Here is a 24,107-nt window from a genome sequence, read left to right as displayed (position 1 = left end):
CCGCGAACTCCCTTAAAATGAAGTCAAACTTTCAAACGGGTTGAAAACATGGCACTGGTTACTGTGACAGATCCCGCACGGGACTATCTCGCACAACTTATCGAAAAGCAGGACGTGGAAGGCATGGGCGTCCGGATCTTCGTCACTCAGCCCGGCACCAAGAATGCCGAAACCTGTCTGGCCTACTGTCCGCCTAACGAAGTGGTTCCCACGGACGAGCAGGTAGATCTGGAAAAGTTCACCCTGTACCTGGATCATAACTCCGTGCCCTTCCTTGAAGAGGCGTACGTGGACTATTCAAAAGACCAGATGGGTGGTCAGCTCACGATCAAGGCCCCGAATGCCAAGGTGCCAAAAATCGACGACGACGCCCCACTGCCGGATCGGGTCAACTATGTCCTGGCCTCCGAAATCAACCCGAATCTGGCGTCTCACGGCGGCGAAGTTTCCCTGGTGGAGATCGTAGACGAGTCCGTGGCTGTTCTTCGCTTTGGCGGTGGCTGCCAGGGTTGTTCGGCGGTCAGCCTGACGCTGAAACAGGGTGTTGAATCCACGTTGAAGGAGCGGGTGCCGGAAATTACCGCCGTGCGGGATGTAACCGATCACTCCAATACAGAAAACGCCTACTACCAGTAAGCGACTCTCTCCCTGAGGTACCGCATCTCCCGGGCTGCGGTGCCCCATACCATCTGCCGCAATACCCGTTCCATCATGGCTGCACGGCCAATGTTGTGACATTTCAAATACTTCATCATTGGTCGTATAAGCAGAAACAGCACGCAGGTACTATCCTGTCTGCCCGTAAATGGCATTATTACCGGCTTAATCGGATTACACTCTCAAACCGGGGTCAAACTTGTTCGACGTTGCGCTTCTGTCCTTGCCACTCATGGCCGCCCTGGTTGGCTGGTTTACCAACTGGCTTGCTATCCAGATGTCTTTTTACCCCGTTCAGTTTATTGGCGTAGGGCTGGTTGGCTGGCAGGGTGTTATTCCCCGCAAAGCCGAGAAGATGGCCCACATCTGCATCGACAGGACCTTGCAGCAGTTTGGTGACCTTAACGCCGTCTATCAGAAACTCGAGCCCCAACGCATTGTCGAGCAGGTTATCTCCCAGGTAACGCCCCGGATGGATGAGTACATTGACGAGGTCATGTATGAAATTCAGCCTGTGCTCTGGGACAACCTGCCGGTATTTCTCAAAAACCGGATCTACCAATGGGCGAGGGAGCAACTGCCTTCCCGAATTGAAGACCTGGTGGAGGATTTTGGGGACGATCTCGATGAACTGGTGGATCTTAAAGCACTGCTCAGCCGGGAGTTGAAAAGCCATCCGGACCTGATGAACCGCATCTTCAAGCAGGCCGGGGCAGTTGAGCTCCGGTCAGTGATAAACCGGGGCGCCATCATTGGCGGCCTGCTCGGTGCGTTCCTGGTGCCGCTGTGGTCGAGATACCCCGAACCCTGGCTGCTGCCGCTCGGTGGCTTTGTGGTTGGCTTTATTACCAACTGGATTGCCATCAATCTGATTTTTGCACCGTTGAAACCCCGGCGTATTCTGTTCTGGAAAATCCAGGGCCTGTTCCTGCGCCGTCAACCCGAGATCAGTGATGTCTGGGCGAAACTGGTGGCTGAAGAGCTGATTACCGTGGAAAAAGTGGCGGACGCCATGATTAACGGCAGTCACGGTGACCGGACCCGGGCCATTATTCAGAAGCATCTGCGGCCATTGCTCGACAACTCTGTCATTATGAAACTGACAGCGCAGGTCACCGTGGGTATGACCGGCTACACTGAACTGAAAAAGGCCATGAACCAGAAGGCCGTACTGGCAACTCATGACGTATTCAGTGACCCCGCCTTTAACCGCGAGCGGGCACCGGTAGTGGCGGAGGTTCTTTCGGGCCAGATGAAAGCCCTGAAGCCCTCTGAATTCCAGGATATCCTTCGCCCGGCGTTCCGGGAGGAAGAAATTCAGCTGATGATCGTCGGCGGCATTTTCGGCGGTCTGGCGGGGCTGCTGCAGTTTCTGTCCCTCACATACATGACATTCTAGGCAAGGTGCGCTCCGTTCCTTCGAGAGCGCACAAGGAGGAAGGCCATGCCCCTCTGGGTATCAATTACAGTTCAGGCTTTAGTCACGGTAGCCGCAGTGCTTCTGGCACTTGGGGGGTTCTGGCGTTTCGTCGTGCGTCCTTATCTGGATCGCAAGGTTGCCGAATTGACCGAGGCATCCCGGGAAATTGAGCCGGCGGTTACGCGGGGTGTGAAAAAGGGCGTAGCGGACACCCTGCGAGAGCTGCCCGAGAGCGCCCTGGATGGCACCGTGAAGGAGTCGACCCGCCAGTTTCTGAAGTTCGGCTCTGGCCTGTTTGAAAATGGGCTGAGCAGCTTCCTCGGCTCTGCGACGGATCTTGAGCATAATAAACGGGAAAACTCCGGCAAGCCCTCCGGGCACCCTAAAGACAGTTAGTAGGGCGAGGCAGCCCGGCAATCCGGCAGGCAGTCTTTGCGGGTGTGCCGGGGAACAGCTGCATCAGGTAAATACTGTTGCCCTTGTCCTCTCCCAGTGTTTCCTTCACTGCCTTCACGAACAACCGGTTTGAGGGTGGTGACATTTCATGCTCTTTATAAAAAGAGCGAAGAAACATAATGATTTCCCAGTGATTTTCACTCAGCTGAATATTATCCTCCGCAGCAATCGTGGTTGCCACGTTTTCCGTCCAGGCCTGGGCGTCCTCAAGAAACCCTTCGCTATTGCGTTCCGGCATCGTGCTACCTGTCATGGCTTACCAACTGATTACCCGTTGAGCCTGAAGCGACAGCGACACCATATCGCCAAACTCCACCACTGTCACATCACCAACTGGATTTCCGAGCCCACGGGCGGATACATCCGGCGAGAGCGCGAACACCTTGCCGACAGCCGGCAGGCGACCTGCAGAGAGTAACAGAACGCCGTTTTCGGTCAGCAGCAGGGCATCCCCCTTTGATAGCAGGGCAAGGCACTGTGCCGCCCTGGGGTGCTCAGGGGATTTGTTCAGAATATGCAGAGTATCGAATGAGCTCATGTCTGGTTAACCTGCAAACGCTGTGTGGTCATACTGTTCGAGCAGGGCGCCGTTGGCATCCACCAGAGTCACACCGGTGATGAGCGAACTCTCGTCCAGTCCGTACTTCTGGCAGGCTGAACGGTCTGCAAGGATCGCTTCAATACCGAATATGGGCGCCGCCGAGAGGTTCCTCTCTACTGATTTCTGGGCAATGCCCGCCGTATCCTGTGCTCGCTTCAACCAGGTGACACCTGCACCGGTAAACAACAACGATGCCGGCTGGTCGAATGCTGCGAGGGAAAATGCCATATCCAGTGCCTCGCGCCCGCTCCAGGAGCCATAGGGTGGCTGGTCAATCATGATTAGCGTGCTCATGGTCAGCCTCCGGCGTGGAAATAGAGTGTTCTTGTGGACGTCATTCGACCCTCGACCCATTCACCCAGCCCAGCAATTTCGAAAGGATGAAGCAGGTTGGCGGCTGGCAATTGGTAGCGCTTCTGCTCGGTATCGTTCACCAGCCCCCGGCGTAACGCTGAAGCAATGCAGGCTATTCCGGGAATGCTGTGTTGTTCGAGAAAGTCCGCCCATTCTTGCGGCCAGCGGGTCTCGTCAGAGGGTGGTGTACACAGTGCCGAGGCCAGATGCACACCGTCACCGTAGAGGAAGATGCGGTCAATGCTGTGGCCCGCGTCTATGGCAGCCTTTGCAAAACCCAGGGCAGTCTGTGGCGCCTGGGAGGAATAGGGCGCGCCAGTTATGACCAGGGTGAAGGTTTCAGAGGTATCGGACATGATTCCGGTTCATTCGTGGTTATGGACGCATTTGGTTTTCAGTGTACCTAAAGCAAAAACCCCGGCAACAGCCGGGGTTTCGAAGCAGGCTGTTTCAGCCCGGTATCAGTTGTCGCCACTGAACGCAGACAGCAGATGCAGCAGGCTGAGGAACAGGTTATAGATTGAAACGTACAGGCCAACCGTCGCAATGATGTAATTGCGCTCGCCGCCCTTGATGATCCGGCTGGTCTCAAACAGGATCATAACGGATGCGAAGATGGTGAAGCCTGCCGATACCGCCAGTTGCAGAGCAGAGCTCTCCATCAGGAAGGCCAGCAGCATGGCACCAATCAGCACAAAAGCACCAGCGGTCAGGAAGCTGGACATGAAGCTGAAGTCTTTCTTGGTAATGATCGCCGTAGCGGACAATCCGACAAAGGCGACAGCAGTCAGTGTCAGCGCCTGAGCAACGATCTGGGAGGCACCGGCGGCAACAAACGCGCCAATGATCGGGCCAAGGGTGTATCCCATGAACCCGGTCAGGGCGAAGGTGGTTACGATACCCCAAGGGCTGTTTTTCAGCTTATAGGTCGCGAACAGCAGACCAATGTATCCCACAATGGTGATCAGGAAACCAGGGTGGGTTCCGTTCATGTTCAGGAATGCTGTAAGCGCCGAGAAGGCGAGGGTCACGCCCAGAAGCATGTAGGTGTTGCGCAACACATTCATCGCGTCAGCGCTGATTCCTGTGGTCGCGCGCTCGGTCTGGGGAGCAGAATAAGCTCCCTGAGAGTTTTGAACGCCGAAACGTTTGTCTTCCATTGTCATCTCCGTTTTATAACGACTGGATACTGTGTCCCATCATAGTGTCAGATACGCAACTTTCAATCATTTACGACATGAAACTCGCTCCCGGATTCCATTAAAAACCATTAATGTTGAAAAATGCGGCGGGTTTTATGCAGGACGTTGACAGCACAGGCAATTCCGGTATCATGCTCACCGCTGTCGCAATGGCAGCAATGGAAAAACGGTGGGCTGGCAGAGTGGCTGAATGCAGCGGTCTTGAAAACCGCCGACGGTTAGTAGCCGTCCCGGGGTTCGAATCCCTGGCCCACCGCCATTTTTCCTCTCTTCGTTCCCTGTGACTTCCGATTTCTGTCCACGTTTCCAGTGGTTTTCCCTACTTGGTTTAATGTCAGGTTACCCTCATCATCACTGTATTGATATCGCGAGGGCTTGTTATGACAGACTCACACAACACCAATCAGTCCGCAGACCAGGCGCCGGATCGCCGTGACCGGAAGTTTTCTGTATCTGCAAATCGGGGCAAGGCCAGTCACAAGATTAGGTACGTTGAAGCCGGCGGCGCTGCGGTGGATACGGAAGAGTGCACGTTCTGCCAATCTGTGCCGGATCTTTCGGATGAGGGAAATGAGAAGGGCAAGGGGAAAGACCGGAGCAGTTGATACCGCTCCGGAAACATTCGGGAGCCCGGATCAGAGATCCCGGCCCGGGTAAGTCGCCTCTTTCTGTTCGTCTGCCCGGTTCTGCCTCGCAACCATCGCTTCTGGCTCATTCTTCGGCACCTGCCATCCCTGCAGATTCTCCTCAATCAGCTTTACCAGGGCTTCAATATGGCCCGGCGTTGCGTTCAGCGCGGTTATGTAGCTGAAACTTTCACCGCCGGCTTCCATGAAGTATTCGCGGTTCTCCTCATCGATTTCCTCTATGGTTTCAAGGCAATCCGATGAAAATCCGGGGCAGAATACGTCGATAGATTTGACGCCCTTGCCCGGCAGGGATTTAAGTGTCTCGTCCGTGTAGGGCTTGAGCCACTCCTCTTTGCCAAACCGGGACTGGAAGGTGGTCATATAGTCTTCTTTGCTTAAACCAAGTCGCTCGGCCAACAGTCGTGAGGTTTTGTGGCATTCGCAATGGTAAGGGTCGCCTTTGGTCAGATACTTCAGAGGAACCCCGTGATAGGAGAACACCAGCTTCTGATTGCGCCCGTGATTGGCCCAGTGCGCCTCGATATGCCGTGCCATGGCTTCAATATAGGGCGGGTAATCCGGGTAATGGGAGACAAACCGCAGATCCGGTAACCACCTGCGTTTGGCGAAATCACTGGCCACGGCATCAAAGGTTGAGGCCGAGGTCGACGCCGAATACTGGGGATAGAGTGGCAGTACCAGCAGTTTCCGCACCCCTTGCTGCTGCATTTCGTCCAGAACCCTGGAGATGGACGGGTTGCCGTAGCGCATGGCAAAGCCGACCACTACATTGGGCCCGTACTTTCGCTTAAGGGCTTCCCGAATGCCTTCAGCCTGCTTTGCAGTGTGCAGCAGCAGGGGTGACCCCTCCGGCTGCCAGACACTGGCGTAGGCCTCTGCACTGCGTTTGGGGCGAATCCGCAGAATAATGCCGTGCAGGATCAGCCACCACAAAGGCCGGGGCAGTTCCACCACCCTTGGGTCTGAGAGAAATTCAGCGAGGTACCTGCGGAGCGCGGACGTTGTCGGGGCATCCGGGGTACCCAGGTTAGTTACCAGCACGCCCAACCTGTCAGGCTGGTTGTGGCTGAAATTCTCTGAACCTTTGAATTGCATGCGGTCGATCCTGAACGTTGGTTTTGCGTAATGAAAAGGTCAGCCTTTCTCTCCGGCCTGCTGAGCCATGCGTGGTGCCAGACCAGAAATGTCGTAACCGGCGTTACGGGCCTTGGTGAAGATTTCGTCGGCTGCCGTGTTTCGGGCCGAACTCAGTGCCCAGAGTACAGTGCAACGGGTTCCGGAACGGCAGAAGGCCAGTACGGGTTTTTCAGCGTCCCGGATCATTGGCGCGAACCGGTTTACATCGTCATCGGTGATATTTCCGGACTCCACCGGCATGAATACCCAGGCCAGGCCATGCTCACGGGCTGCTGCTTCGATGTCAGCCATGGAAGGTTGACCGGGTTCCTCCCGGTCAGGGCGGTTGGCTACCAGGGTTTTGAACCCCAGCTTTGCGGCCTCTGCCACGTCTTCAACTGAAATCTGGGGAGCTACCGAGATGTTGTCATCAATCTTTCTGATATCCATGGAATTTTGCCTCCGGATTGGGTAGGGGAGCTGCCGCCATAATCGCACAGCCAGGATGCTGTGTCAGAGTGACGGCAGGGAAATTAACAGAAAATACTTACGCTTTCGCGCGGTTGCGCTCGATCACTTCAAAAATTGCCATGCCGGCCACCATGGCAGTCACAAACACCGCTGCCTTGGTTTCTCCGGCACCCAGAGCCACCAGGCCCGGTCCCGGGCAGAATCCGGCGATGCCCCAGCCAACACCGAACATCAGGCCGCCCAGTACCAGTCGCTTGTCGATATGGGTATGACCCGGGAGTTTCATGTTGAACCCAAGGAAGGACAGAGTGCGCTTCCGGGCGACGGCAAAGGCCAAGACGCCAACCAGGATGGCCCCACCCATCACGAATGCCAGGGAGGGATCCCAGAGGCCGGCGATGTCGAGAAACCCCAGTACTTTCTCGGGGTTTGCCATGCCGGAGACGATCAGGCCAAAGCCAAACACAAGGCCGGCAAAAAGCGAAGCAAGGGAATATTTCATGGCGTCAGACTCCCAAAAGATGACGGATGATATACACAGTGAAAAAACCCGCACCCATAAAGCTGAGGGTTGCGGCGAGGGACCGCAATGAAAGTCGCGACAAACCGCACACGCCATGTCCGCTGGTGCAGCCGGAGCCATACCGCGTTCCGATGCCCACAAAAAGGCCGGCAATAATCAGTGCCGGATAGCCGGCCTTGATTTCGATGGCTGGCAGTTCGGTCGCCAGCAACCAGACTGCGGGCGCGCCAATCAGTCCGGCCAGGAAGGCGACTCGCCAGGCAATGTCGCCCCGTGCTGGCGAAAGAAGTCCACCAAGAATGCCGCTGATGCCGGCGATCCGGCCATTGAGCAGGAGGAAGCTGGCCGCAGCAAGGCCAATCAGGATGCCGCCGACCAGCGCAGACCACGGAGTGAAATTACTCCACGCGATTTCAATCATCTGAAGCTCCAGAAGTTACTGTCATTTGTTGATAGGTAGTTTTTTGGAATAAGCATATATCTTGGGGCGATAATACCAAAAAAAAGCCCGGCAAAGGATGCCGGGCAGAGGCGTGCGAGTAGTATCCATGAAAGACTTCCAGACAAACCGGCATCAGCGGGGACACCGGTATAGGGAAGTATTGACTATATTTTGAACACTTCAAGCGAGAGCCACTTTCGTTTGAAAACATTTTTTCATATCGGATAGGTCTTTATACCGCGCCCTTTCACTGAGCGGTTTTCAGGCCGACTGAAATCCCGCGAAAGCTGTAATACAATGGGTGTCCAAAAGAAATATCCGCACCCGAGGTTGTTACATGTCTGAACAGAACGACGATAAGCCGGAGAATGATGCGCAACTGGCCGCAAAAATCAAGGGTTCCGCGCGCCAGATCTGGTTGGCGGGGCTGGGGGCCTACACCAAGGCCGAGGAAGACACCGGTCGTTTCTTTGACCGGCTGGTTCAGGAAGGCGAGCAACTCGAGAACAGAACCCGGGGTGTCGTTGAAAAGCAGATCAAGTCCGTTGAGGACCGGGTTGAGGGTGTTCGCGAGAGGGCGACGGGCACCTGGGACCGTCTCGAGCACATGTTTGATGAGCGGGTATCGGGTGCGCTCAGAAGACTCGGTATCCACCGTCGGGAAGAAATTGATTCCCTGGAGCGTCGGATCGAAGCGCTTGAAGGGGAGTTGGCACGGCTGCGTAAGCAGGCTGGAGATGACGAGGAAGAATAGTGCCAGCTGTGTTCAGAGCCAGTTGTGTTTAAAGGTAGTCCCGGCTCATCAGTCGGGCTTCTTCGCGATCGGCCGGAGCCAGGTAGGGGAGCACCAGATGCATCATATGGTAAACGCCCCGGCCGGGGTCTACCGACTCCCGGTCGTCCAGGTGGGAAAGCGTATCGAAAGCGCTCCAGTAACAAGCGGTTAGCGTTAACTGCTCACACAGCAAATCAAGCTCTTCCTGCTCAATTATCATGGTGCCTTGCCGACGGAAGCTTTCGCAAATCGTTCTGAAGGCTGACGTTTTCTTCTTCTGAATCCGCTTGAACCGCACCCGCAGCTGATCATACCGCGACAACACATTCACCAGATCCTGGTAAAGAAACCGGTAACGCGCCACTGTCTCAAACAGCAGGTGTAGAAAGAACCCCTGCTGATCCAGAGAAATGTCAGCATCCTCGGGGACCGCCAGCAGATCCAGCATGTCCTGCTCATAGTGGTCGAACAGTTCTTCGACGATATCGCCCTTGCTCCGGAAGTGGTAATACAGATTGCCCGGACTGATATCCAATTCATCGGAAATCAGCAGGGTTGTCACATTGGGCTCGCCGACGCTGTTAAACAGCGCCAGGCTGGTTTGAAGAATGCGGTCGCGGGTTTTGATTTTTTTCATATCGCGCCGTGTCAGATCCTAGAGCTCAAAACTCGCCCAGATCGGGCAATGGTCCGAGGGCCGTTCCATGGCACGGATGTCGTAGGACACACCTGCTTCCCGGGCTTTCGGGAGAAGGCTGTCACTGGCCATGATCAGGTCAATCCTCAGGCCCCGTTTCGGATCCCGCTCAAAACCCTTGCTGCGGTAATCAAACCAGCTGAAGGTGTCGGCCTCTTCTGGGTGAAGGTGGCGGAATACATCGGTATAACCCCGGGCTTCCACCTGTCCCAGCCATTCCCGCTCCTCAGGCAGGAAAGAGCATTTGCCGGTGCGCAGCCAGCGTTTGGCATTATCCGCGCCAATCCCGATATCCTTGTCGGTGGGTGAGATGTTCATGTCGCCCATCACCACCACATGGCCACCAGCCTTGTTGAGGTCGTCCAGGTATCGCATGAGGTCGGCGTAAAACTTTTGCTTGGCGGGGAACTTCACGGGATGATCCCGGCTTTCTCCCTGGGGGAAGTAGCCGTTAACCACGGTGAGTTTTTCGCCGTTCACCGTGAACCGACCGGTAATCAGTCTGCGCTGGGAATCTTCCCCATCCCAGGGATAGCCCTTGATAACCTGTTCCGGCTCCGCTTTCGAGAGCAGGGCAACGCCGTAATGGGTTTTCTGGCCGTGGAAATGCACGTGGTAACCGAGATCGCGAATGGCTTCGACTGGAAAGTCGTCGTCCTGAACCTTGGTTTCCTGAAGCCCGATAAAGTCCGGGGCAAGGGCATTAATCACAGCTTCGAGCTGGTGCAGGCGGGTGCGGATACTGTTGACGTTGAAAGACACGAACATCATTGCGAAAAACTCTCCGGCGTTGGTTCCCGCCGGAGTTTAACACACTGACCCCGGGGTACTGCCTTGGCAGGGGCGACAGTTTCAGGGAGTCAGTTCACAATCCGGGTAGGTATCGACTGAATACCGGATATGGGCAGTGTAGTTGGCGTCCTGATTTTTCCGGATGTTGGTAAGACCATAGTAATCCGTGAGCGCTCCATTCCGGTTGTAACCGAGCACAATGGGATCTACCAGGAATCTCAGAACCATGCCCGTCGGTCGTATCTGCACCACGTGATCCGCATCGACTTTATCGCTTCTGACCGGTTCAAGTACAAATCCATAGTGTTCGCCACGGGTCGGGCCGAGAAACCGGAAATCGACCGACTCACCCGCCACCATTCTTTGCCAGTTCTGACGCACAAGGTTGTCGAACCCGGCATCTACTACGGTGCTGTCCGGATATTCCACCTCGAACCGTTTTGAATCGCCGGTGGGAGTGTCCCAGTTGATGACCAGAACATCCGGTTCGGGATAGGCAATGTCCATGGCCTCGCTGAAATCTGGCTGAATGAAATTCACGGCCGGTCGAATGACGGAGAGATCGTATTCAAGGTCTTTCCGGGCGAAGGCCTCTTTCCCTTCCGGTTTGTGGTAATCCACGCTGTGCCGCTGGGGGCGAAACACCCCCTCCTGGCACGTACCATCCACGCTGTGGCGCTCCTGATAGAGCACGTTGCCGTCGGGGGCAGTGGCCTCTCCGGTAAACCGGAAATCGTTCGCGATTGCCGGCGTGACTATTGTCAGAAGGGCAAATGAAACAATCCCGGCAGCTGTTTTCATCGGGCCAGCTCCGGGTAGAGCGATTTACGGGCGAAAAGAAGCAGGGGAAAAATGACCAGCCAGCCAAAACCAAGAGCTATCAGTGAGGGTATGAGTTCCGGCAACTCCACCGCCCCAATCTGACTGGCGGACCAATAGGCAAATGGGCCGGCGATGGGGGCGAAGACGAAAGGCAGCCATGTTTTCCGGCTCATCCAGTCCAGCGAATGGCTCAGCGTGGTCATGAAAATGGCCCAGATGGCCACCAGCCACGGCGGCGTCAGCAGAACCTCGCCGGTGCCATCATCCAGTATTCCGGTTTGAAACCAGATGCCATCCAGCACGGAGCCCGCCACAGTACCCAGACCGATGAACTGAAGCTCAGTGATCCGGTGTTGACTTACCAGTGCAAAATGCAGGATCAGGAAGAGAACCACGACTCCGGCCCCAACCAGCCCCGGATAGAACACACACGCGAACCATCCGGCCTGAAAAAGCAGGAAGTTCAGAATATTACGGCCAGTTTCTGATGCAATCATACACTCAGAATGTTCTCTCGTTTGTTGCCCGGCTTGGCGAACACCAGCTGGGCGACACCAATGGCCCGCTCGCTGAAGCCCGCCTCGCAGTAGGCGAAGTAAAAGTGCCACAGCCGGCGGAAGGCCTGGTCATAACCCATCGCCTCCAGTTGATCCCGTTTGCCCATGAATCGTTCACACCAGTCATGCAAGGTGCGGGCGTAATGGAAACCGGTATCTTCGGCGTGGGTCAGCACCATGTTGCTCTCCCTGCGCACCGATTCCAGAATCGCGCCGAAAGAGGGTATGAAACTGCCCGGAAAGATGAATCGCTGGATGAAATCCACGTTGTTCAGGGCGCGCTGGTACCGCTGCTCCGGCATGTTGATGGCTTGAACCAGAGCCAGTCCATTCGGCTTCAACAACGCGTTTATCTGGGAGAAATAGCTGTCCAGAAACTGGGGGCCTACCGCCTCAATCATCTCAATTGATACCAGTTTGTCGAACTGGCCCTCCAGGTCACGGTAGTCATCGAACAGCAGGGTGATTCTGTCTGCCAGTCCTTCCTTCTCAACCCGCGCCTTCGCCAGCTCCAGTTGCTCCCTGGAAATCGTGGTGGTGGTTACGTGACAGCCGTAGTTTTTGGCGGCGTGAATGGCAAAACCACCCCAGCCGGTGCCAATTTCCATCACCTTGTCACCGGGTTTAAGGTCGAGTTTTCGGCAAATGGTGTCCAGCTTGTGCACTGCGGCCTCTTCCAGAGTCGACGAGGCACCCGGATAGATGGCTGAGGAGTACATCATGGTCGGGTCCAGGAACGTTTCGAACAGGTCATTGCCCAGATCATAGTGGGCGCTGATGTTTTTCCGGGAACCCTCTTTGGTGTTGCGGTTCAGCCAGTGCAGGCCTTTTAGCGCGGGCTTGGTTACCCAGCTGAACCGATCCTCGAATTCGTTCATGCGGTCGACGTTACGGGTAAAGAAGCGGAGCAGGGCGACCAGGTCTGGCGTAGACCAGTCGCCAGCCACGAACGACTCGGCAGCCCCAACGCTGCCGCCGGTAAGCAGGTCCCGCCAGGTGCTGTGATCGTGGATGACCAGCTCGGCAGGCTGGTAGCTGGAATTGCCATCACCGAATACCAGGTTCTCAAAACCGGTTTCCCGCACCGTCAGTTGACCTTCACCCAGCAACCGGAGCTGCTGAATCACCAGGGTTCTCGCAAACCTGCTGAGCATCGGCATACTGCAAGATGAGGTGTTTTCAACCGAAGTATTCAGGTTCTCCATGAGCTTACCCTTCCACGAGTCTTGTCGTTGGTTTCAGCACTGGTCACATCCAGCCCTGAATCATCATGCCCACGGCGGTGGGCGATATCGTCTTCCGGGAGCTTGTCCGGGTGGGTGTAGAACGGTGCACCCTTGAGCTTCAGCCGAAGGGCATGCCAGTAAATGCCTGCCACCACCTTGAATGCTTCAACCGGAAACTTTCGAAGACTTCTGTGCACATTTTTACGAGTGAGAGGGGTACGTTGGACTACCAGGGTGGCATCAAAATGTTTGCGGCCTTCCTCCAGAACATTCATGTGGATTCTCAGCTCCGGGCCCCGGAAACTGAAGGTCCAGTCATAATGCTGGTTCATGCCATTGAAAGGGGAAACGTGAAAACGTTTGCTGAAGCCGAACTGCTCGGTGCGCCAGCCTGCCTTGTTGGCTTCCGCGCCCGTGGTTTCCAGGCAGTAAACATGGCGATCCTGCCAGGGTGTGTTGGTAATCTGGGCGACGATGACTTTGGGCACAGCGCCTTCAGCGGGCCGGTCTCCGGCACCGTAACAGAAGTAAAAACTGACTGGATTGAACACGTGGCCGAAATAGCGGGGGTGGGTGATCAGTTCCACTTCGCCATCGGGGCGCCACCCCGTCGCTTCTTCTACATGCGCCCGTACTGCGCCAGACAAGTCTCCGGTCCCAGGCCGGAAGTAGTCCTCCCGTTTCAGGGAAATCCAGTTGAAGCGCTCCAGGGAAAACAGCGGGCTGACCTCGGCGATGTGGCCCCACTCGTCGGTGTCCAGGGCAAGCATGCCGGTGCTGTAGCTGAACTCATGTTGCACCGGGTATTTCCGCCGGTGCCGGACAGTACCCTCCAGCCACTGACTGTTCACGGTCAAAGCTCCACTCCAAATGCCCGGGTTACCCTGAGTGCGCTACGCACGCCGTCTTCATGGAAGCCATTAAACCAGTAGGCACCGCAGAAATGGGTCCGGTTCCGGTTGCCAATTTCAGCATAACGCTCCTGGGCTGCCACAGCGTCCAGTGTGAACACCGGATGGGCGTATTCGAAGCGTTTGATCACCTTGTTCGGCGCAATGTCATGGCTCCGGTTCAAAGTGACGCAAAAGGTTTCCGGCGCATCGTTGAAATTCTGCAGAATGTTCATGTTGTAGGAGACCGACACCGGCTCTGTGCTATGGGTAGGAATGAAATAATTCCAGGCCGCCCAGGCGCGCCGGTTATCGGGCAGCACGCTACTGTCGGTGTGAAGCACAACATCGTTATTCTGAAAGCCTATGGCTCCGAGGATATCCAGCTCCTTGTCTGTCGGGTCCGCAAGCATGGCGAGGGCCTGATCGCTGTGACAGCCAAAAATGACCTGATCGAAGCGATGTTCCTGCCCCTGGACAGAAACAGTCACACCGTCCTCGTCCCGAACCACCCTTTCTACCGGGCTGTTCAGATGGGTGGACTCGCCCAGGCGCTCCATCATTTTTGTTACGTACTGGGCTGAGCCGCCTGAAATTACCCGCCAGGTGGGCCGATCGTCCACCGACAACATGCCGTGATTATTGAAGAACTGCAGGAAGAAGCGAATCGGGAACTGTTCCAGCACAATTTCCGGGGCTGACCAGATGGCTGCCCCCATGGGAACGATGTAATAGTTTCTGAAATACCGTGAGTAGCCATTCCGGTTCAGGTATTGGCCCAGAGTTTCCTCATTGCTGATATTCCCATTTTGGAGATGTGCCCGGGATTCCTTGTTGAATCGCAGAATCTCCCGCACCATCTTCAGGAACGGCAGGTTGATCAGGTTACGGCGCTGGGCAAACAGGGTGTTCAGACTGGTACCGTTGTACTGCAGGCCGCTAGTGCCGCAGTCAACACTGAAGCTCATGTCGCTCACTTCGGAAGCCACGTCCAGACGATCCATCAAGCGGATGAAATTCGGGTAAGTCCAGTCATTGAAAACAATGAATCCGGTATTAACCGGCCAGGAACGACCACCGGCCTCAACCTGTTCGGTGTTGGTGTGACCGCCGGCGTAATCGCCCGCCTCGAAAATCTGAACCTCGTGCTTTTCGGCCAGAAGCCACGCAGCCGTGAGACCGGAAACGCCGGCCCCGATGACAGCAATTCGCTGACGTTCACTACTCATCCATTGTTTTCCTGTTCGGTGTTGCTTTTACGGGCCATGGAGGCCGCCATGCGGTCAATCAGGGGCCGGGGGAGGGCGCCGACTATTTTCAGCATCCAGGTAAAACGTTTGGGGAAGGCGATTTCATTTTGGCCGCGGGCCAGGCCACTGACGATTCGTTCCGCAGCGTCTTCCGCAGAGACCAGAAACGGCATGGGAAAATCGTTACGGTCGGTCAGCGGTGTTTTTACGAAGCCTGGAGAAACCACCACGACATCGATACCTTCTGCGTCCAGGTCTGCCCTCAGGGAATGTGCAAAGTAGCTAAGAGCCGCCTTGGAAGCGCCATAGCCCTCGGCCCGGCCAAACGGAAACCACCAGGCGGACGAACTGACAATGACAACCGTTGCCGGCTGACCTTGGGCACGACTGCGGCGCAATGCAGGCAAGGCGATATCCAGGCAGCGGGCAGTTCCGACCACGTTGGTGTGTATGTTCTTCTCGATAACATCACTGCTGTAGTCGGCAATTTCCAGGTACTCGCAAGTGCCGGCATTCAGAATCACCATGTTCAGGTTGCCGTGGGCTTCAAGCGCGCCGGCAATCGCCTGGAGATCTTCCTTGCTGGTGGTGTCTGCCGCGGCTGGGGTAATCCGCTCCGGCGATATGGAGGCTAGCTCTTCCAGCGCCTCTTTTCGCCTGCCTGTAATAACCAGCCGATGCCCACCGCGGGCAAGAGCCCGGGTAACGGACTCGCCAATGCCGGAGCTGGCGCCAGTGATCCAGATGTTTGAGGTATCCTGAAGGCGGTCGCTCATCCTGCCTGATCCTTGATCCAACGAATAACGCCACCAACCACGGGCAGGTTCTCATAGAGCATTTCGCCCGCATCAAAGTAATCCCGGTGGTAGCACACCATGCCATCGCGAATCTCGAGGTGGCTCATGCCCTGGACCTGAATCTCCCTGCCTTTTCGGATGCGTTTGTGGCGCAGGTGCATTACCCACGGGATCGCCGCAAACTTGCCCTGAACCACCGCCTCGCCGAATTCGAAATGGCACGAAATGACGTTGGCGTAGGCGCCGGCGAAATAGTGAGTCAGTTCGTCCAGTCCGTTTACGGTTTCCAGCGGATCCTGAAAACGGATGTCCTCGCTGTAAACCTGGCAGAGCTTGTTGAGATTTCCTTTGTCGAGTTTGTTGAATAAAGCCCGGAAATTATCAAGGGTTGCCGGAACCGCCGGATTACGCATGCCCACTTCAATCACTGAGGCGGTTGTCATTACTTGTTCCTCCTTGCTCTGTCCAGTTCGCGTGTTTCTTCCTGAATATGCTGCGGAATCGGATTCAGCTCCCAGATAATTCCCAGCTTTGACATCACCCAAAGGCCATACCAGGTGAGATCAATCTCATACCACCGGAAGCCCTGACGTACTGATTGCGGCCAGCGGTGATGATTATTGTGCCAGCCCTCGCCAAGCGTGATCAGGGCGAGCCAGAAGTTATTCCGGCTGTCGTCTGAGGTGTCGAAGCGGCGCTTGCCCCACACGTGGGACAGCGAGTTGATCGATACGGTCGAGTGGAAAAGCACAACCGTGGAAATGAAGAAACCCCAGACCAGCAGTTGCAGCCCGTTGGTGCCCAGACCAGGTGCCCAGGCTGCAAGGGCCTCGCCAAGAGCATAAATGCCAACGGCAGCAAGTGCAGGTACCATCGAATCGAAGCGGTTAATCAGCTTGAGCTCCGGGTACTTGAGCCAGTCCCGAATTCGGCGTTCGTCGGTGGCAAACCCGGCATCGCAGGTGAACCAGCCCATGTGCGACCACCAGAAACCGCCCTGGTGCGGTGAGTGCAGGTCCTGCTCCTGATCCGAGTGCTGGTGATGGTGGCGGTGATGAGCTGCCCACCACAATGGCCCGCGCTGGGCGGCGCTGGCGCCGAGAACCGCAAATACAAACTGGGCCGGACGGCTGGTTTTAAACGTCTTGTGGGCAAAATAACGGTGGTAGAATCCGGTAATCGCGAACATGCGCACCAGGAAGAAAGCGATCGCGAATCCCAGTGCGAACGCGCTGACACCTGTGTAGAAGGCCAGAAAGCAAGCCAGGTGAAGCCCTATGAATGGAATCACGCGTAAAAAATTGAACGACCGGGAAGTGGTGTCGACGTGATCCGAACCCGCCTCGGAGTCGAACCATCTCAGAATATTTGTTATCCAGTGCTGCACTCGGGTCATACCCTGATTGCCCTTTCTTTTAAATGGAATCTTGAACGCACGATCAGCGGAACGACTGACCTTGTTTATTGCTGATTTGTACGATCTGACTACTGGAATTGGATGCACCTAAATCATGTTTAATCAAACCTTTGATTCGCCTGTTATACGCCGTGTCGCTGTTGTTGGTTCAGGTCTGGCAGGGCTGACAGCGGCGATCCAGCTGAAAGGGCTAGGCCACGACGTTACCGTGTTCGAGAAAAGCCGTGGCCCCGGAGGGAGGCTCGCTGCAAAACGTGTCCCGGGAGGATCGGCCGATATCGGCGCCCAGTACTTCACCTCCAGAAATCCCGATTTCCTGCCGTTTCTTCACAAATTCGGCGGCGACTGCTTTGGACCCTGGCAAGGGCGGTTTGGCTTCCAGGCCCCCGGAGGCGAGTGGGAGCCGTTCCCCGAGGAAACCCGATACGTCGGCACACCGCGAATGACGGCAATTACCCGGGCTCTGTCTGCTCATGCTCATGTCGTTGCTGAAACCCGGATCGGAAAGTTGGTCCGAAAGGACCAGGCGTGGTCGGTCTCCGATACCGAGGGCAATCCTCTCGGGGACTTCGATCAGGTCATCATCACTGCTCCGCCTGCTCAGGCCCGGGAGCTGCTTGCCAACAGCGGGCTGTACGATCTCGCTGCCCATCTTGATGATCCTGTACAGCGGGTGTTGCCTTGCTGGGCGGTAGCGGCGCACTTTCAGGTACCGCCGTGGACGCATCACGAGGGCATGCGTTGTCAGCATCCGGCACTATTCTGGGTGGCCAACAATTCCAGCAAGCCCGGCCGCAACGATAGCGGGCAATGGTGGGTGTTTCACGCCAGCCCGACCTGGACGGAGCAACATGTCGACCGCCCTGCGGACGAGGTTGCCGAGTGCCTGCTGGAAGCCTTCCGGGACGTAACCGATTTTCAAACCGGGCCCGATGACATGGTTACCCATCGCTGGCTTTACGCCCGATCCGAGGGCGGAGAGCAGCCAGGCCATCTCTGGTTTCCGGACCAAAATATTGGCCTTGCAGGCGACTGGCTCAGTGGAGGCAGGGTCGAAGGCGCGTTCGACAGTGCTTGTGGCCTGGTCGCAGAACTCAATGCCTTACCTGTTGCGCAGTGAGAAGTTCTACTCGGTAAGAGAGTCCTGGATACCGGTTGTGACGTCCGGGCGGGTGTAAAAGTGGGTGATAGTGCCGTCACTGAACTTGCTGAAGAAGGCACTGACATCAGTGATTTTCTTCAGTGAGCGGGACCGGTGAATGGGTTCCCGAACCAGAACCTTGATGCCGTTGAAATTATCCTGAATGTTCGAAAACCGCGCGCGCATCGAGCAGGTGACTACCTGGACCGGATTCAGCGCAAGTTCCTTCGCCAGCCAGGCACTGTGCCGTTCGATGCCCCTGGCTGAGAGGTCTTCCCGGGTATCCAGATGGTTCAGTTTGACCCGGTTTACAATGCAGAACGAAAAGCTCTTCGGGTGCCTCCGGGCCACTTTCCGGAACGCCTCCCAGAAAAAGTTATCCGTCAGCTCGGCGAAGTAGGACATGTCGCTCAGGCAGGTATCCACCCACTCGAAGTTGTCGGGGTCATCCAGAACCTCATTAATAGCCTCGCGCAGCAGCCAGTCAAAGCCCAGGGCAGTCTTGTGGGCATACACCTTGCGGTACATCTGGTGGCGGCTGTAAACGAAGTCCTCCAGTGCCCCCAGACCTTTCTGGGTAATCGCCAGGCCCAGCCAGGGTTCGGACACATCCCAGCCAAAACGCAGGTTGCTCAACAGGTGGTCCAGGTTGAAGCCGCCGATGGTCACTGAAGAATGGAAGCCATCCCGCAGCATGTAGTCGGCCCGGTCTGCATCGATTTCGCCGGAAACGATTGACGACAACAGATCCATAACCAGACCTGGAATGTTATCGCTCAGGGGAGAGCCTGCTGCGGCATCCTCACCGGCAATAAACGCCCAGAAGGTTCTGGCGTGCCGGCAAAAAGTCTCGCTGGGCCTCACGTCCGTGGTCTCCATAATTCCGATTACATCCCGGGCATGAAGGCCGGCACTTTCGAGGTCAACGGCACAGAGAACGTCGTGAGCGACACGCACCGAATAGTGTTCGTGTTCCAGTTCATCGGGCTCCTCCGGATGGTAGACCGAATAATCCACGCCCCGCCAAAGATCCCGGAATCGTCCGGGCCGGGACATCAGTTCCCGGATCTGCCGCGCCTGGGTGAACTGGTGCGAAAAGCTGGAGTGGCCACTGTCGTGCAGCAGGCAGCCAAGGCGGATGGTTTTGGCCAGGTAATCGATAGCGTCCAGCTGGCTCAGGCTCAGGTCAGTCTGCTCGCTCAGCTGGCGTTCCCGGAGGTAGGCATCGATCATTGAGCGAAACATGCGGGTGCCCACGTGCATGACGCCAATACTGTGCAGGAAGCGGGAGTGGGTGGCGCCGGGGAATACCAGGCTCAGGATGTCGTTCTGGCAGATGTTTCGCAACCGCTGGAACAGGGGGTGGTCAATAACCTGGATCTCGTGCCGGTAAAGTGGAATGCCACCGTGAACCGGATCCATGATCAGCTTGTCATAGGCTCCGAGAAGATCATTAACGGCACGTCTCATCTGCAGGAATCTCCCAATTTCATAAAACTGGCCTTGTTATATCACAGGGGCGTGCCAGAATAGGCTTTATCAAGCCAATTTATCGTTTATCGCTGGTAGTTTAGGGCAGTCGCCATGACTTCGCGCACCGAGCGCATACTGATTATTGACGCCAATGAAAAGGCCCGCACGGATCTCGCCCGTTATCTGGAAGCGAGGGGCTTTTACGTTACCGGCTATCCGGACCTCGCGGCCGCCAAGGCACTGTTCGACGATAACATCCCCGACGTCATCTTTGCAGACCTGTCCCCAGATGCCATCCGGGATCTGGCTAACCGGCTTGAAGAAGCCGAAACCTTCACACCCATCGTTGCCTGCTCGACCAGTGAGTCCAGTGCTGATGTGGTCAGTGTGCTGAGGGCCGGGGCGGCAGATTTTGTTCTCAAACCCTGCAACGACGACAAGGGTGCACTGGACGATGTCATTGGCAAGTTGTTTGACCGGGTTCGGGTCAACCGCCTGAACCAGCTTTACCGTCATGAACTGGAAGAGGCCAACCGGGATCTGCGTGACGGTATCGCCGAGCTTCGGGCCGACCAGCGCGCCGGCCGCAAGGTTCAGTTGCGGATGCTGCCAGAACGCGAGCAGGTGGTGAGTGGCCTGCATATAGATCACCTGATCAAACCGTCGCTGTACCTAAGCGGTGATTTTCTGGACTACTTCCGGATCTCCGACGACAAGGTTCTGGTCTACATTGCCGATGTATCCGGCCACGGCGCTAGTTCCGCGTTCGTTACGGTGTTGCTGAAAAACCTCACCAACCGGCTTCAGCGCAACCTTCGCCGCGGGTCCAGTGACGACATTCTGTTTCCTGAGCGCTTCCTTGAACGAATTAACTCGGAATTGCTGGATACCGGTCTCGGCAAACACGTCACCGTATTTGTTGGCATCATTTCCGTCAGCGAACGTAGATTACGGTATGCGGTAGGGGCGCATTTCCCGATGCCTATCCTTTCCTTTGAAGGTGGCGAAACGGCTTTCCTGGAGGGAAGTGGACTACCGGTGGGCCTTTTTGAGGCGCCTGAATGGGAAGTTTACGAAGTGCCGTTGGACAAACCATTCCACCTGACTCTGTTTTCCGATGGAATTCTGGAGGTCATCCGGGAAAAAAGTCTTGATGAAAAGGAACGGACACTACTTGAACTCGTATCAGGAGGTCGTCACACTATCGCAGCTCTTAGCGAAGCTCTGAATCTCGAGGAGATTACGGAGTTGCCGGACGATATCGCTATTGTGTCGGTTACTGATACCATGGATGGAGCAGATAACACCTCGTCGAAATAGTGGCAGTGTGAAACATGGCTGGTTACAAGATCCTGCAAGCTGAAAAACAGGGTATTTACGTCCTGAAGTTTATTGGGGAAATCCGGCTGAACCTGTGTTCGACGCTGGATAATCTGGTTGAGTCCATTACTCAGGACCCCCAGTTCAAGACCGTGGTGATCGATCTTACCGAAACCGAGATCATCGACAGCACCACCCTCGGCCTGCTGGCCAAAATTGCCATGGCGGCCCAGAAACAAAGTAATTTCCTGCCCACGCTGATTTCCACCAATCCTGACATTACCCGCATTATCACGTCCATGGGGTTCGACAAGATCTTTATCATTGTCCGTGAACCGGCGTCCCGCATTGAAGAACTTGAAGAAATTCCTGTTCTCAGGGCCAGCGAACAGCAGGTTCGGGACAAGGTTCTCGATGCCCACAAGGTGCTGATGGGCCTGAACAATCGAAACAGGGAAGAGTTCAAGAATCTGGTGCGCGCTCTGGAATGTGAAGAGCCCGGTTAACGCCACCCGCTTGCTGTGCCTGGCGACACCGGTTTCACACCTGATCTGAAAGAAATGGAAGAACTATGTCTGAGAAAACAACGCCTCAGGATAATGGGGCAACAGGCCCGGTGCATGATGTAGCGGTTCTCGGCGGTGGCAGTTTTGGCACCGCCATGACCAAGGTGCTTGGAGAAAATGGCCATCGCGTTCACTTCTGGATGCGTGGCGAGTCCCAGGCCGAGGAAATCCGCGCCACCGGTATCAACAGCCGGTATATGCCGGGCATTGAACTGACCGGCGATATCCAGCCCACCAACGACCTTGCAGACGCCGTCAGCAGGGCCGAGATTGTGTTCGTTGCCATTCCCAGCAAGGCGTTTCGGGCCGTAATCCGGGAAAACAGTGACAAATTCCGCGACGACCAGATTGTCGTCAGCCTGACCAAGGGCATCGAGGAACACGGCTTCAAGCTGATGAGCGAGATTCTCCAGGAGGAGATTCCGCGCTGCCGGATCGGCGTACTCAGCGGGCCGAACCTGGCCGCCGAAATCGTGAACCGCGACCTCACCGCCACCGTTATTGCCGCCAAGGATCCGGACGTACGCCGGACCGTGCAGGACCTGCTGGGCTGCGAGTATTTCCGCGTCTATGCCAACGTCGACATTTATGGCGTAGAACTCGCCGGCGCTCTCAAAAACATCTATGCCATCGTCGCTGGCCTCGCTTCCGCCCTGGAGATGGGGGAGAACGCCAAGGCCATGCTGATTACCCGGGGCCTGGCGGAAATGAGCCGGTTCGCCGTAAGCCTTGGCGCCAACCCGATGACCTTCATGGGTCTGGCCGGGGTCGGTGACCTGATCGTGACCTGCACCTCCTCCAAGAGCCGGAACTTCCGTGTCGGTTATGCCGTGGGCCAGGGCCAGAACCTGGACGATGCCGTAGCGGATCTGGGGCAGGTTGCCGAGGGCATTTACACCCTGAAACTGGTGAAGGAAAAGGCTGAAGCCATTGGCATTTATATGCCGCTGGTGCGGGGTCTTTATGAGATTCTGTATGGATCTGCATCCATCACGGCCGTCATCAACAGCCTGATGATGTCGGTCCAGAATTCCGACGTGGAATTCATACTACCCCGCATCATAACCCAGTAGCCGGCTAATTAGCGGAGGTTGCCTTTGCAATTGCTCATCATGCGCCACGGTGAAGCCGGTTGGCACACACTTGATCAAGAGCGGGAGCTGACCGAATCGGGGCGCCGGGGCGTGGCGGAGGTGGCAGCACGGATTGCCGAGTCCCCCTGGCGTCCAAAACTGATATGGAGCAGCCCCTTTGTCAGGGCCAGGCAAACCGCCGCGATTGTCTCTGAAATACTCAATTGCCCGGTTGAAGAGAAAATGTTCATCACGCCGGACGACGACCCCGGGGACTGCCTTGATGCCCTGATCGAGCATCATGAATCGCCTCTGATGATTGTTTCCCACATGCCGCTGGTTGGCAGCCTCGCCACACTTCTGGTAGATGCCCATCGCCGGGGCATACCCTTCATGACCTCCCAGGCGGTTCTGCTGGACATGCCTGTGGTGGGGCCGGGCTGTGCAGACTTGAAAGCGCAGTTTCTGCCCTGATACTCCGAACATTCGCTAATTGAATTCAGACGAATCGAGCCAGACTATGTACAGTTTTCCGATTGACTATGTCGAGCCGGTTTTCCGGCCCCCCAGTGAAGCAAAATCATTGATTCTGCCTGTGACCAACGGTTGCTCCTGGAATAAATGTACCTTCTGTGAGATGTACACCCAGCCCCAGAAGAAATTCCGGGCCCGCAAGCCGGATGAGGTGTCGCAGGACATTCAGAATGCGGCACGCAGCCTGGGCGGTGTTCGCCGGGTTTTCCTGGCGGACGGAGACGCCATGGTGCTGCCAACCCGTCGGCTTCTGGAGATTCTAGGCCAGTTGCGGGACGCCTTCCCGGATCTGCAGCGGGTTTCCAGTTACTGCCTGCCACGTAACCTGGCAAAAAAGAGCGTGGAGGAGCTGGCACAACTGAAGGACGCGGGCTTGCAGATTCTCTACATCGGCATGGAATCCGGCGACGACGAAGTCTTGCGCCGGGTCAACAAGGGCGAGACCTGGGAATCCACCCGTTCGGCGCTGTTGAAAATCCGCGATGCGGGTCTGACCAGTTCAGTCATGGTACTGAATGGTCTGGGGGGTGAAAGCCTATCCCGCCAACACGCCATCAACACCGCCACGCTCTGCAACGAAACCCAGCCGGATTATTTATCGACTCTGGTGGTGAGCTTCCCGCAGGGCGAGGAGCGCTTCCGGGAGGGCTTCGGCGATGACTTCGTGCCACTCTCCCAGCAGGGCCTGTTTGAAGAGATTGGTCTTTTCCTCGAGCACCTGGAGCTTGAAAAAACCATCTTCCGGAGCGATCACGCTTCCAATTATCTGGTGCTCAAGGGCACCCTGGGCCGGGACAAACAGAAAATGCTGGATCAGGTAAACCTCGCCATCACCAATCCCGGAGCAGCGCCGCTTCGGGCGGAATGGATGCGCGGGTTGTAATT

31 protein-coding genes and 1 tRNA gene are annotated in these 24,107 nt (G+C 56.2%); 12 read left to right on the top strand and 20 right to left on the bottom strand.

The window, feature by feature from the left end; genetic code table 11:
- Window positions 1-48 precede the first annotated feature (48 nt).
- From nfuA to CLH62_RS01150, 3 genes are all read left to right on the top strand, one after another.
- Window positions 49-636, top strand: a complete 588-nt coding sequence (nfuA, locus tag CLH62_RS01160) for a Fe-S biogenesis protein NfuA (RefSeq protein WP_099616324.1) — start codon at window positions 49-51, stop codon at window positions 634-636.
- A 220-nt stretch (window positions 637-856) separates the two neighbouring features.
- Window positions 857-2,056, top strand: coding sequence for a DUF445 domain-containing protein (locus tag CLH62_RS01155; RefSeq protein ID WP_211285627.1), 1,200 nt, complete (start codon window positions 857-859; stop codon window positions 2,054-2,056).
- A gap of 45 nt (window positions 2,057-2,101) precedes the next feature.
- Entirely contained in the window at window positions 2,102-2,473 is a 372-nt protein-coding gene (locus CLH62_RS01150) for a hypothetical protein (RefSeq protein ID WP_099616323.1), read from the top strand.
- Here the strand turns inward: CLH62_RS01150 and CLH62_RS01145 are convergent.
- The 5 genes from CLH62_RS01145 to CLH62_RS01125 all read right to left on the bottom strand — a co-directional run bounded on the left by CLH62_RS01145 (window position 2,460) and on the right by CLH62_RS01125 (window position 4,648).
- Window positions 2,460-2,786 carry a TusE/DsrC/DsvC family sulfur relay protein gene (locus CLH62_RS01145; protein ID WP_099616322.1) on the bottom strand — a complete coding sequence of 109 codons (327 nt, stop codon included), beginning with the start codon at window positions 2,784-2,786 and terminating at the stop codon, window positions 2,460-2,462. The genes CLH62_RS01150 and CLH62_RS01145 overlap by 14 nt on opposite strands.
- 3 nt (window positions 2,787-2,789) lie before the next feature.
- Window positions 2,790-3,071, bottom strand: coding sequence for a sulfurtransferase complex subunit TusB (gene tusB, locus CLH62_RS01140; protein ID WP_099616321.1), 282 nt, complete (start codon window positions 3,069-3,071; stop codon window positions 2,790-2,792).
- Between the two features lie 6 nt (window positions 3,072-3,077).
- On the bottom strand, window positions 3,078-3,428 hold the full coding sequence (locus tag CLH62_RS01135) for a DsrE family protein (protein ID WP_099616320.1): 351 nt from the start codon (window positions 3,426-3,428) through the stop codon (window positions 3,078-3,080).
- Between the two features lie 2 nt (window positions 3,429-3,430).
- Window positions 3,431-3,844 (bottom strand): sulfurtransferase complex subunit TusD, encoded by a 414-nt coding sequence (gene tusD / locus CLH62_RS01130; RefSeq protein ID WP_099616319.1) that lies wholly within the window; start codon window positions 3,842-3,844, stop codon window positions 3,431-3,433.
- Between the two features lie 105 nt (window positions 3,845-3,949).
- The gene (locus tag CLH62_RS01125) at window positions 3,950-4,648 is read right to left on the bottom strand and encodes a Bax inhibitor-1/YccA family protein (protein WP_099616318.1); all 699 of its coding nucleotides are present in this window, start codon (window positions 4,646-4,648) and stop codon (window positions 3,950-3,952) included.
- A gap of 210 nt (window positions 4,649-4,858) precedes the next feature.
- Here CLH62_RS01125 and CLH62_RS01120 point away from each other — a divergent pair.
- Window positions 4,859-4,949, top strand: a tRNA-Ser gene (locus CLH62_RS01120).
- A 121-nt stretch (window positions 4,950-5,070) separates the two neighbouring features.
- Window positions 5,071-5,295 (top strand): hypothetical protein, encoded by a 225-nt coding sequence (locus tag CLH62_RS01115; protein WP_099616317.1) that lies wholly within the window; start codon window positions 5,071-5,073, stop codon window positions 5,293-5,295.
- 30 nt (window positions 5,296-5,325) lie between these two features.
- Here CLH62_RS01115 and hemH read toward each other — a convergent pair whose 3' ends face one another.
- The 4 genes from hemH to CLH62_RS01095 all read right to left on the bottom strand — a co-directional run bounded on the left by hemH (window position 5,326) and on the right by CLH62_RS01095 (window position 7,871).
- Window positions 5,326-6,435, bottom strand: a complete 1,110-nt coding sequence (gene hemH / locus CLH62_RS01110; protein WP_099616316.1) for a ferrochelatase — start codon at window positions 6,433-6,435, stop codon at window positions 5,326-5,328.
- Between the two features lie 39 nt (window positions 6,436-6,474).
- Window positions 6,475-6,906 carry a protein tyrosine phosphatase family protein gene (locus CLH62_RS01105; protein ID WP_099616315.1) on the bottom strand — a complete coding sequence of 144 codons (432 nt, stop codon included), beginning with the start codon at window positions 6,904-6,906 and terminating at the stop codon, window positions 6,475-6,477.
- A gap of 97 nt (window positions 6,907-7,003) precedes the next feature.
- Window positions 7,004-7,429 carry a YeeE/YedE family protein gene (locus CLH62_RS01100; protein ID WP_099616314.1) on the bottom strand — a complete coding sequence of 142 codons (426 nt, stop codon included), beginning with the start codon at window positions 7,427-7,429 and terminating at the stop codon, window positions 7,004-7,006.
- Between the two features lie 4 nt (window positions 7,430-7,433).
- Window positions 7,434-7,871, bottom strand: coding sequence for a YeeE/YedE family protein (locus tag CLH62_RS01095; RefSeq protein ID WP_099616313.1), 438 nt, complete (start codon window positions 7,869-7,871; stop codon window positions 7,434-7,436).
- A gap of 358 nt (window positions 7,872-8,229) precedes the next feature.
- Between CLH62_RS01095 and CLH62_RS01090 the strand changes: the two genes are divergently transcribed.
- Window positions 8,230-8,646, top strand: a complete 417-nt coding sequence (locus CLH62_RS01090) for a phasin family protein (protein WP_099616312.1) — start codon at window positions 8,230-8,232, stop codon at window positions 8,644-8,646.
- 28 nt (window positions 8,647-8,674) lie between these two features.
- Here CLH62_RS01090 and CLH62_RS01085 read toward each other — a convergent pair whose 3' ends face one another.
- From CLH62_RS01085 to CLH62_RS01040, 10 genes are all read right to left on the bottom strand, one after another.
- Window positions 8,675-9,304 (bottom strand): TetR/AcrR family transcriptional regulator, encoded by a 630-nt coding sequence (locus CLH62_RS01085; RefSeq protein WP_099616311.1) that lies wholly within the window; start codon window positions 9,302-9,304, stop codon window positions 8,675-8,677.
- Between the two features lie 18 nt (window positions 9,305-9,322).
- Window positions 9,323-10,135 (bottom strand): exodeoxyribonuclease III, encoded by an 813-nt coding sequence (gene xthA / locus CLH62_RS01080; RefSeq protein WP_099616310.1) that lies wholly within the window; start codon window positions 10,133-10,135, stop codon window positions 9,323-9,325.
- An 81-nt stretch (window positions 10,136-10,216) separates the two neighbouring features.
- Entirely contained in the window at window positions 10,217-10,957 is a 741-nt protein-coding gene (locus tag CLH62_RS01075) for a hypothetical protein (protein WP_099616309.1), read from the bottom strand.
- Window positions 10,954-11,475 (bottom strand): DUF2878 domain-containing protein, encoded by a 522-nt coding sequence (locus tag CLH62_RS01070; protein ID WP_099616308.1) that lies wholly within the window; start codon window positions 11,473-11,475, stop codon window positions 10,954-10,956. The genes CLH62_RS01075 and CLH62_RS01070 overlap by 4 nt, the downstream gene beginning before the upstream one ends.
- Window positions 11,472-12,740, bottom strand: a complete 1,269-nt coding sequence (locus CLH62_RS01065) for an SAM-dependent methyltransferase (protein ID WP_099616307.1) — start codon at window positions 12,738-12,740, stop codon at window positions 11,472-11,474. The genes CLH62_RS01070 and CLH62_RS01065 overlap by 4 nt, the downstream gene beginning before the upstream one ends.
- Window positions 12,728-13,612 (bottom strand): DUF1365 domain-containing protein, encoded by an 885-nt coding sequence (locus CLH62_RS01060; RefSeq protein ID WP_099616306.1) that lies wholly within the window; start codon window positions 13,610-13,612, stop codon window positions 12,728-12,730. Before CLH62_RS01060 ends, CLH62_RS01065 begins: the two co-directional genes overlap by 13 nt.
- A gap of 2 nt (window positions 13,613-13,614) precedes the next feature.
- Window positions 13,615-14,880, bottom strand: coding sequence for an NAD(P)/FAD-dependent oxidoreductase (locus CLH62_RS01055; RefSeq protein WP_099616305.1), 1,266 nt, complete (start codon window positions 14,878-14,880; stop codon window positions 13,615-13,617).
- On the bottom strand, window positions 14,877-15,677 hold the full coding sequence (locus CLH62_RS01050) for an SDR family NAD(P)-dependent oxidoreductase (protein WP_099616304.1): 801 nt from the start codon (window positions 15,675-15,677) through the stop codon (window positions 14,877-14,879). The genes CLH62_RS01055 and CLH62_RS01050 overlap by 4 nt, the downstream gene beginning before the upstream one ends.
- Entirely contained in the window at window positions 15,674-16,141 is a 468-nt protein-coding gene (locus CLH62_RS01045) for a nuclear transport factor 2 family protein (RefSeq protein ID WP_099616303.1), read from the bottom strand. The genes CLH62_RS01050 and CLH62_RS01045 overlap by 4 nt, the downstream gene beginning before the upstream one ends.
- Window positions 16,141-17,094 (bottom strand): acyl-CoA desaturase, encoded by a 954-nt coding sequence (locus tag CLH62_RS01040; RefSeq protein ID WP_099616302.1) that lies wholly within the window; start codon window positions 17,092-17,094, stop codon window positions 16,141-16,143. Before CLH62_RS01040 ends, CLH62_RS01045 begins: the two co-directional genes overlap by 1 nt.
- 115 nt (window positions 17,095-17,209) lie before the next feature.
- On the opposite strand from CLH62_RS01040, the gene CLH62_RS01035 reads away from it, so the two are divergent.
- A complete protein-coding gene (locus tag CLH62_RS01035; RefSeq protein ID WP_099616301.1) occupies window positions 17,210-18,235 on the top strand; it encodes an NAD(P)/FAD-dependent oxidoreductase in 1,026 nt (341 codons plus the stop codon).
- A gap of 6 nt (window positions 18,236-18,241) precedes the next feature.
- Here CLH62_RS01035 and CLH62_RS01030 read toward each other — a convergent pair whose 3' ends face one another.
- On the bottom strand, window positions 18,242-19,726 hold the full coding sequence (locus CLH62_RS01030; RefSeq protein WP_099616300.1) for an HD domain-containing protein: 1,485 nt from the start codon (window positions 19,724-19,726) through the stop codon (window positions 18,242-18,244).
- Between the two features lie 114 nt (window positions 19,727-19,840).
- Between CLH62_RS01030 and CLH62_RS01025 the strand changes: the two genes are divergently transcribed.
- From CLH62_RS01025 to CLH62_RS01005, 5 genes are all read left to right on the top strand, one after another.
- A complete protein-coding gene (locus tag CLH62_RS01025) occupies window positions 19,841-21,049 on the top strand; it encodes a PP2C family protein-serine/threonine phosphatase (protein ID WP_099616299.1) in 1,209 nt (402 codons plus the stop codon).
- Window positions 21,050-21,063: 14 nt separating this feature from the next.
- Entirely contained in the window at window positions 21,064-21,555 is a 492-nt protein-coding gene (locus CLH62_RS01020) for an STAS domain-containing protein (protein ID WP_099616298.1), read from the top strand.
- Window positions 21,556-21,620: 65 nt separating this feature from the next.
- Window positions 21,621-22,688, top strand: a complete 1,068-nt coding sequence (locus tag CLH62_RS01015; RefSeq protein ID WP_099616297.1) for an NAD(P)H-dependent glycerol-3-phosphate dehydrogenase — start codon at window positions 21,621-21,623, stop codon at window positions 22,686-22,688.
- A 24-nt stretch (window positions 22,689-22,712) separates the two neighbouring features.
- The gene (gene sixA, locus CLH62_RS01010) at window positions 22,713-23,162 is read left to right on the top strand and encodes a phosphohistidine phosphatase SixA (RefSeq protein ID WP_099616296.1); all 450 of its coding nucleotides are present in this window, start codon (window positions 22,713-22,715) and stop codon (window positions 23,160-23,162) included.
- 46 nt (window positions 23,163-23,208) lie between these two features.
- On the top strand, window positions 23,209-24,105 hold the full coding sequence (locus CLH62_RS01005; RefSeq protein ID WP_099616295.1) for a radical SAM protein: 897 nt from the start codon (window positions 23,209-23,211) through the stop codon (window positions 24,103-24,105).
- Window positions 24,106-24,107: the final 2 nt, after the last annotated feature.

Origin of the sequence: Marinobacter guineae (genome assembly GCF_002744735.1) — a bacterium.
Lineage (GTDB): Bacteria > Pseudomonadota > Gammaproteobacteria > Pseudomonadales > Oleiphilaceae > Marinobacter > Marinobacter guineae.
The sequence above is the reverse complement of the archived record's forward strand: the minus strand, read 5'-3'. Positions and strand labels throughout refer to the sequence as shown.

Bases quoted from the DNA above. Each gene is read 5' to 3' on its own strand.
- CLH62_RS01065 (WP_099616307.1), bottom strand. From the start codon at position 12,740: ATGGAGAACCTGAATACTTCGGTTGAAAACACCTCATCTTGCAGTATG.
- CLH62_RS01050 (WP_099616304.1), bottom strand. From the start codon at position 15,677: ATGAGCGACCGCCTTCAGGATACCTCAAACATCTGGATCACTGGCGCC.
- CLH62_RS01085 (WP_099616311.1), bottom strand. From the start codon at position 9,304: ATGAAAAAAATCAAAACCCGCGACCGCATTCTTCAAACCAGCCTGGCG.
- CLH62_RS01135 (WP_099616320.1), bottom strand. From the start codon at position 3,428: ATGAGCACGCTAATCATGATTGACCAGCCACCCTATGGCTCCTGGAGC.
- CLH62_RS01105 (WP_099616315.1), bottom strand. From the start codon at position 6,906: ATGGATATCAGAAAGATTGATGACAACATCTCGGTAGCTCCCCAGATT.
- CLH62_RS01025 (WP_099616299.1), top strand. From the start codon at position 19,841: ATGACTTCGCGCACCGAGCGCATACTGATTATTGACGCCAATGAAAAG.
- CLH62_RS01045 (WP_099616303.1), bottom strand. From the start codon at position 16,141: ATGACAACCGCCTCAGTGATTGAAGTGGGCATGCGTAATCCGGCGGTT.
- CLH62_RS01075 (WP_099616309.1), bottom strand. From the start codon at position 10,957: ATGAAAACAGCTGCCGGGATTGTTTCATTTGCCCTTCTGACAATAGTC.
- CLH62_RS01095 (WP_099616313.1), bottom strand. From the start codon at position 7,871: ATGATTGAAATCGCGTGGAGTAATTTCACTCCGTGGTCTGCGCTGGTC.
- CLH62_RS01030 (WP_099616300.1), bottom strand. From the start codon at position 19,726: ATGAGACGTGCCGTTAATGATCTTCTCGGAGCCTATGACAAGCTGATC.
- CLH62_RS01055 (WP_099616305.1), bottom strand. From the start codon at position 14,880: ATGAGTAGTGAACGTCAGCGAATTGCTGTCATCGGGGCCGGCGTTTCC.
- CLH62_RS01150 (WP_099616323.1), top strand. From the start codon at position 2,102: ATGCCCCTCTGGGTATCAATTACAGTTCAGGCTTTAGTCACGGTAGCC.
- nfuA (WP_099616324.1), top strand. From the start codon at position 49: ATGGCACTGGTTACTGTGACAGATCCCGCACGGGACTATCTCGCACAA.
- CLH62_RS01015 (WP_099616297.1), top strand. From the start codon at position 21,621: ATGTCTGAGAAAACAACGCCTCAGGATAATGGGGCAACAGGCCCGGTG.
- CLH62_RS01090 (WP_099616312.1), top strand. From the start codon at position 8,230: ATGTCTGAACAGAACGACGATAAGCCGGAGAATGATGCGCAACTGGCC.
- xthA (WP_099616310.1), bottom strand. From the start codon at position 10,135: ATGATGTTCGTGTCTTTCAACGTCAACAGTATCCGCACCCGCCTGCAC.
- CLH62_RS01100 (WP_099616314.1), bottom strand. From the start codon at position 7,429: ATGAAATATTCCCTTGCTTCGCTTTTTGCCGGCCTTGTGTTTGGCTTT.
- CLH62_RS01040 (WP_099616302.1), bottom strand. From the start codon at position 17,094: ATGACCCGAGTGCAGCACTGGATAACAAATATTCTGAGATGGTTCGAC.
- CLH62_RS01070 (WP_099616308.1), bottom strand. From the start codon at position 11,475: ATGATTGCATCAGAAACTGGCCGTAATATTCTGAACTTCCTGCTTTTT.
- CLH62_RS01125 (WP_099616318.1), bottom strand. From the start codon at position 4,648: ATGGAAGACAAACGTTTCGGCGTTCAAAACTCTCAGGGAGCTTATTCT.
- CLH62_RS01020 (WP_099616298.1), top strand. From the start codon at position 21,064: ATGGCTGGTTACAAGATCCTGCAAGCTGAAAAACAGGGTATTTACGTC.
- CLH62_RS01035 (WP_099616301.1), top strand. From the start codon at position 17,210: ATGTTTAATCAAACCTTTGATTCGCCTGTTATACGCCGTGTCGCTGTT.
- tusB (WP_099616321.1), bottom strand. From the start codon at position 3,071: ATGAGCTCATTCGATACTCTGCATATTCTGAACAAATCCCCTGAGCAC.
- tusD (WP_099616319.1), bottom strand. From the start codon at position 3,844: ATGTCCGATACCTCTGAAACCTTCACCCTGGTCATAACTGGCGCGCCC.
- hemH (WP_099616316.1), bottom strand. From the start codon at position 6,435: ATGCAATTCAAAGGTTCAGAGAATTTCAGCCACAACCAGCCTGACAGG.
- CLH62_RS01145 (WP_099616322.1), bottom strand. From the start codon at position 2,786: ATGACAGGTAGCACGATGCCGGAACGCAATAGCGAAGGGTTTCTTGAG.
- CLH62_RS01005 (WP_099616295.1), top strand. From the start codon at position 23,209: ATGTACAGTTTTCCGATTGACTATGTCGAGCCGGTTTTCCGGCCCCCC.
- CLH62_RS01115 (WP_099616317.1), top strand. From the start codon at position 5,071: ATGACAGACTCACACAACACCAATCAGTCCGCAGACCAGGCGCCGGAT.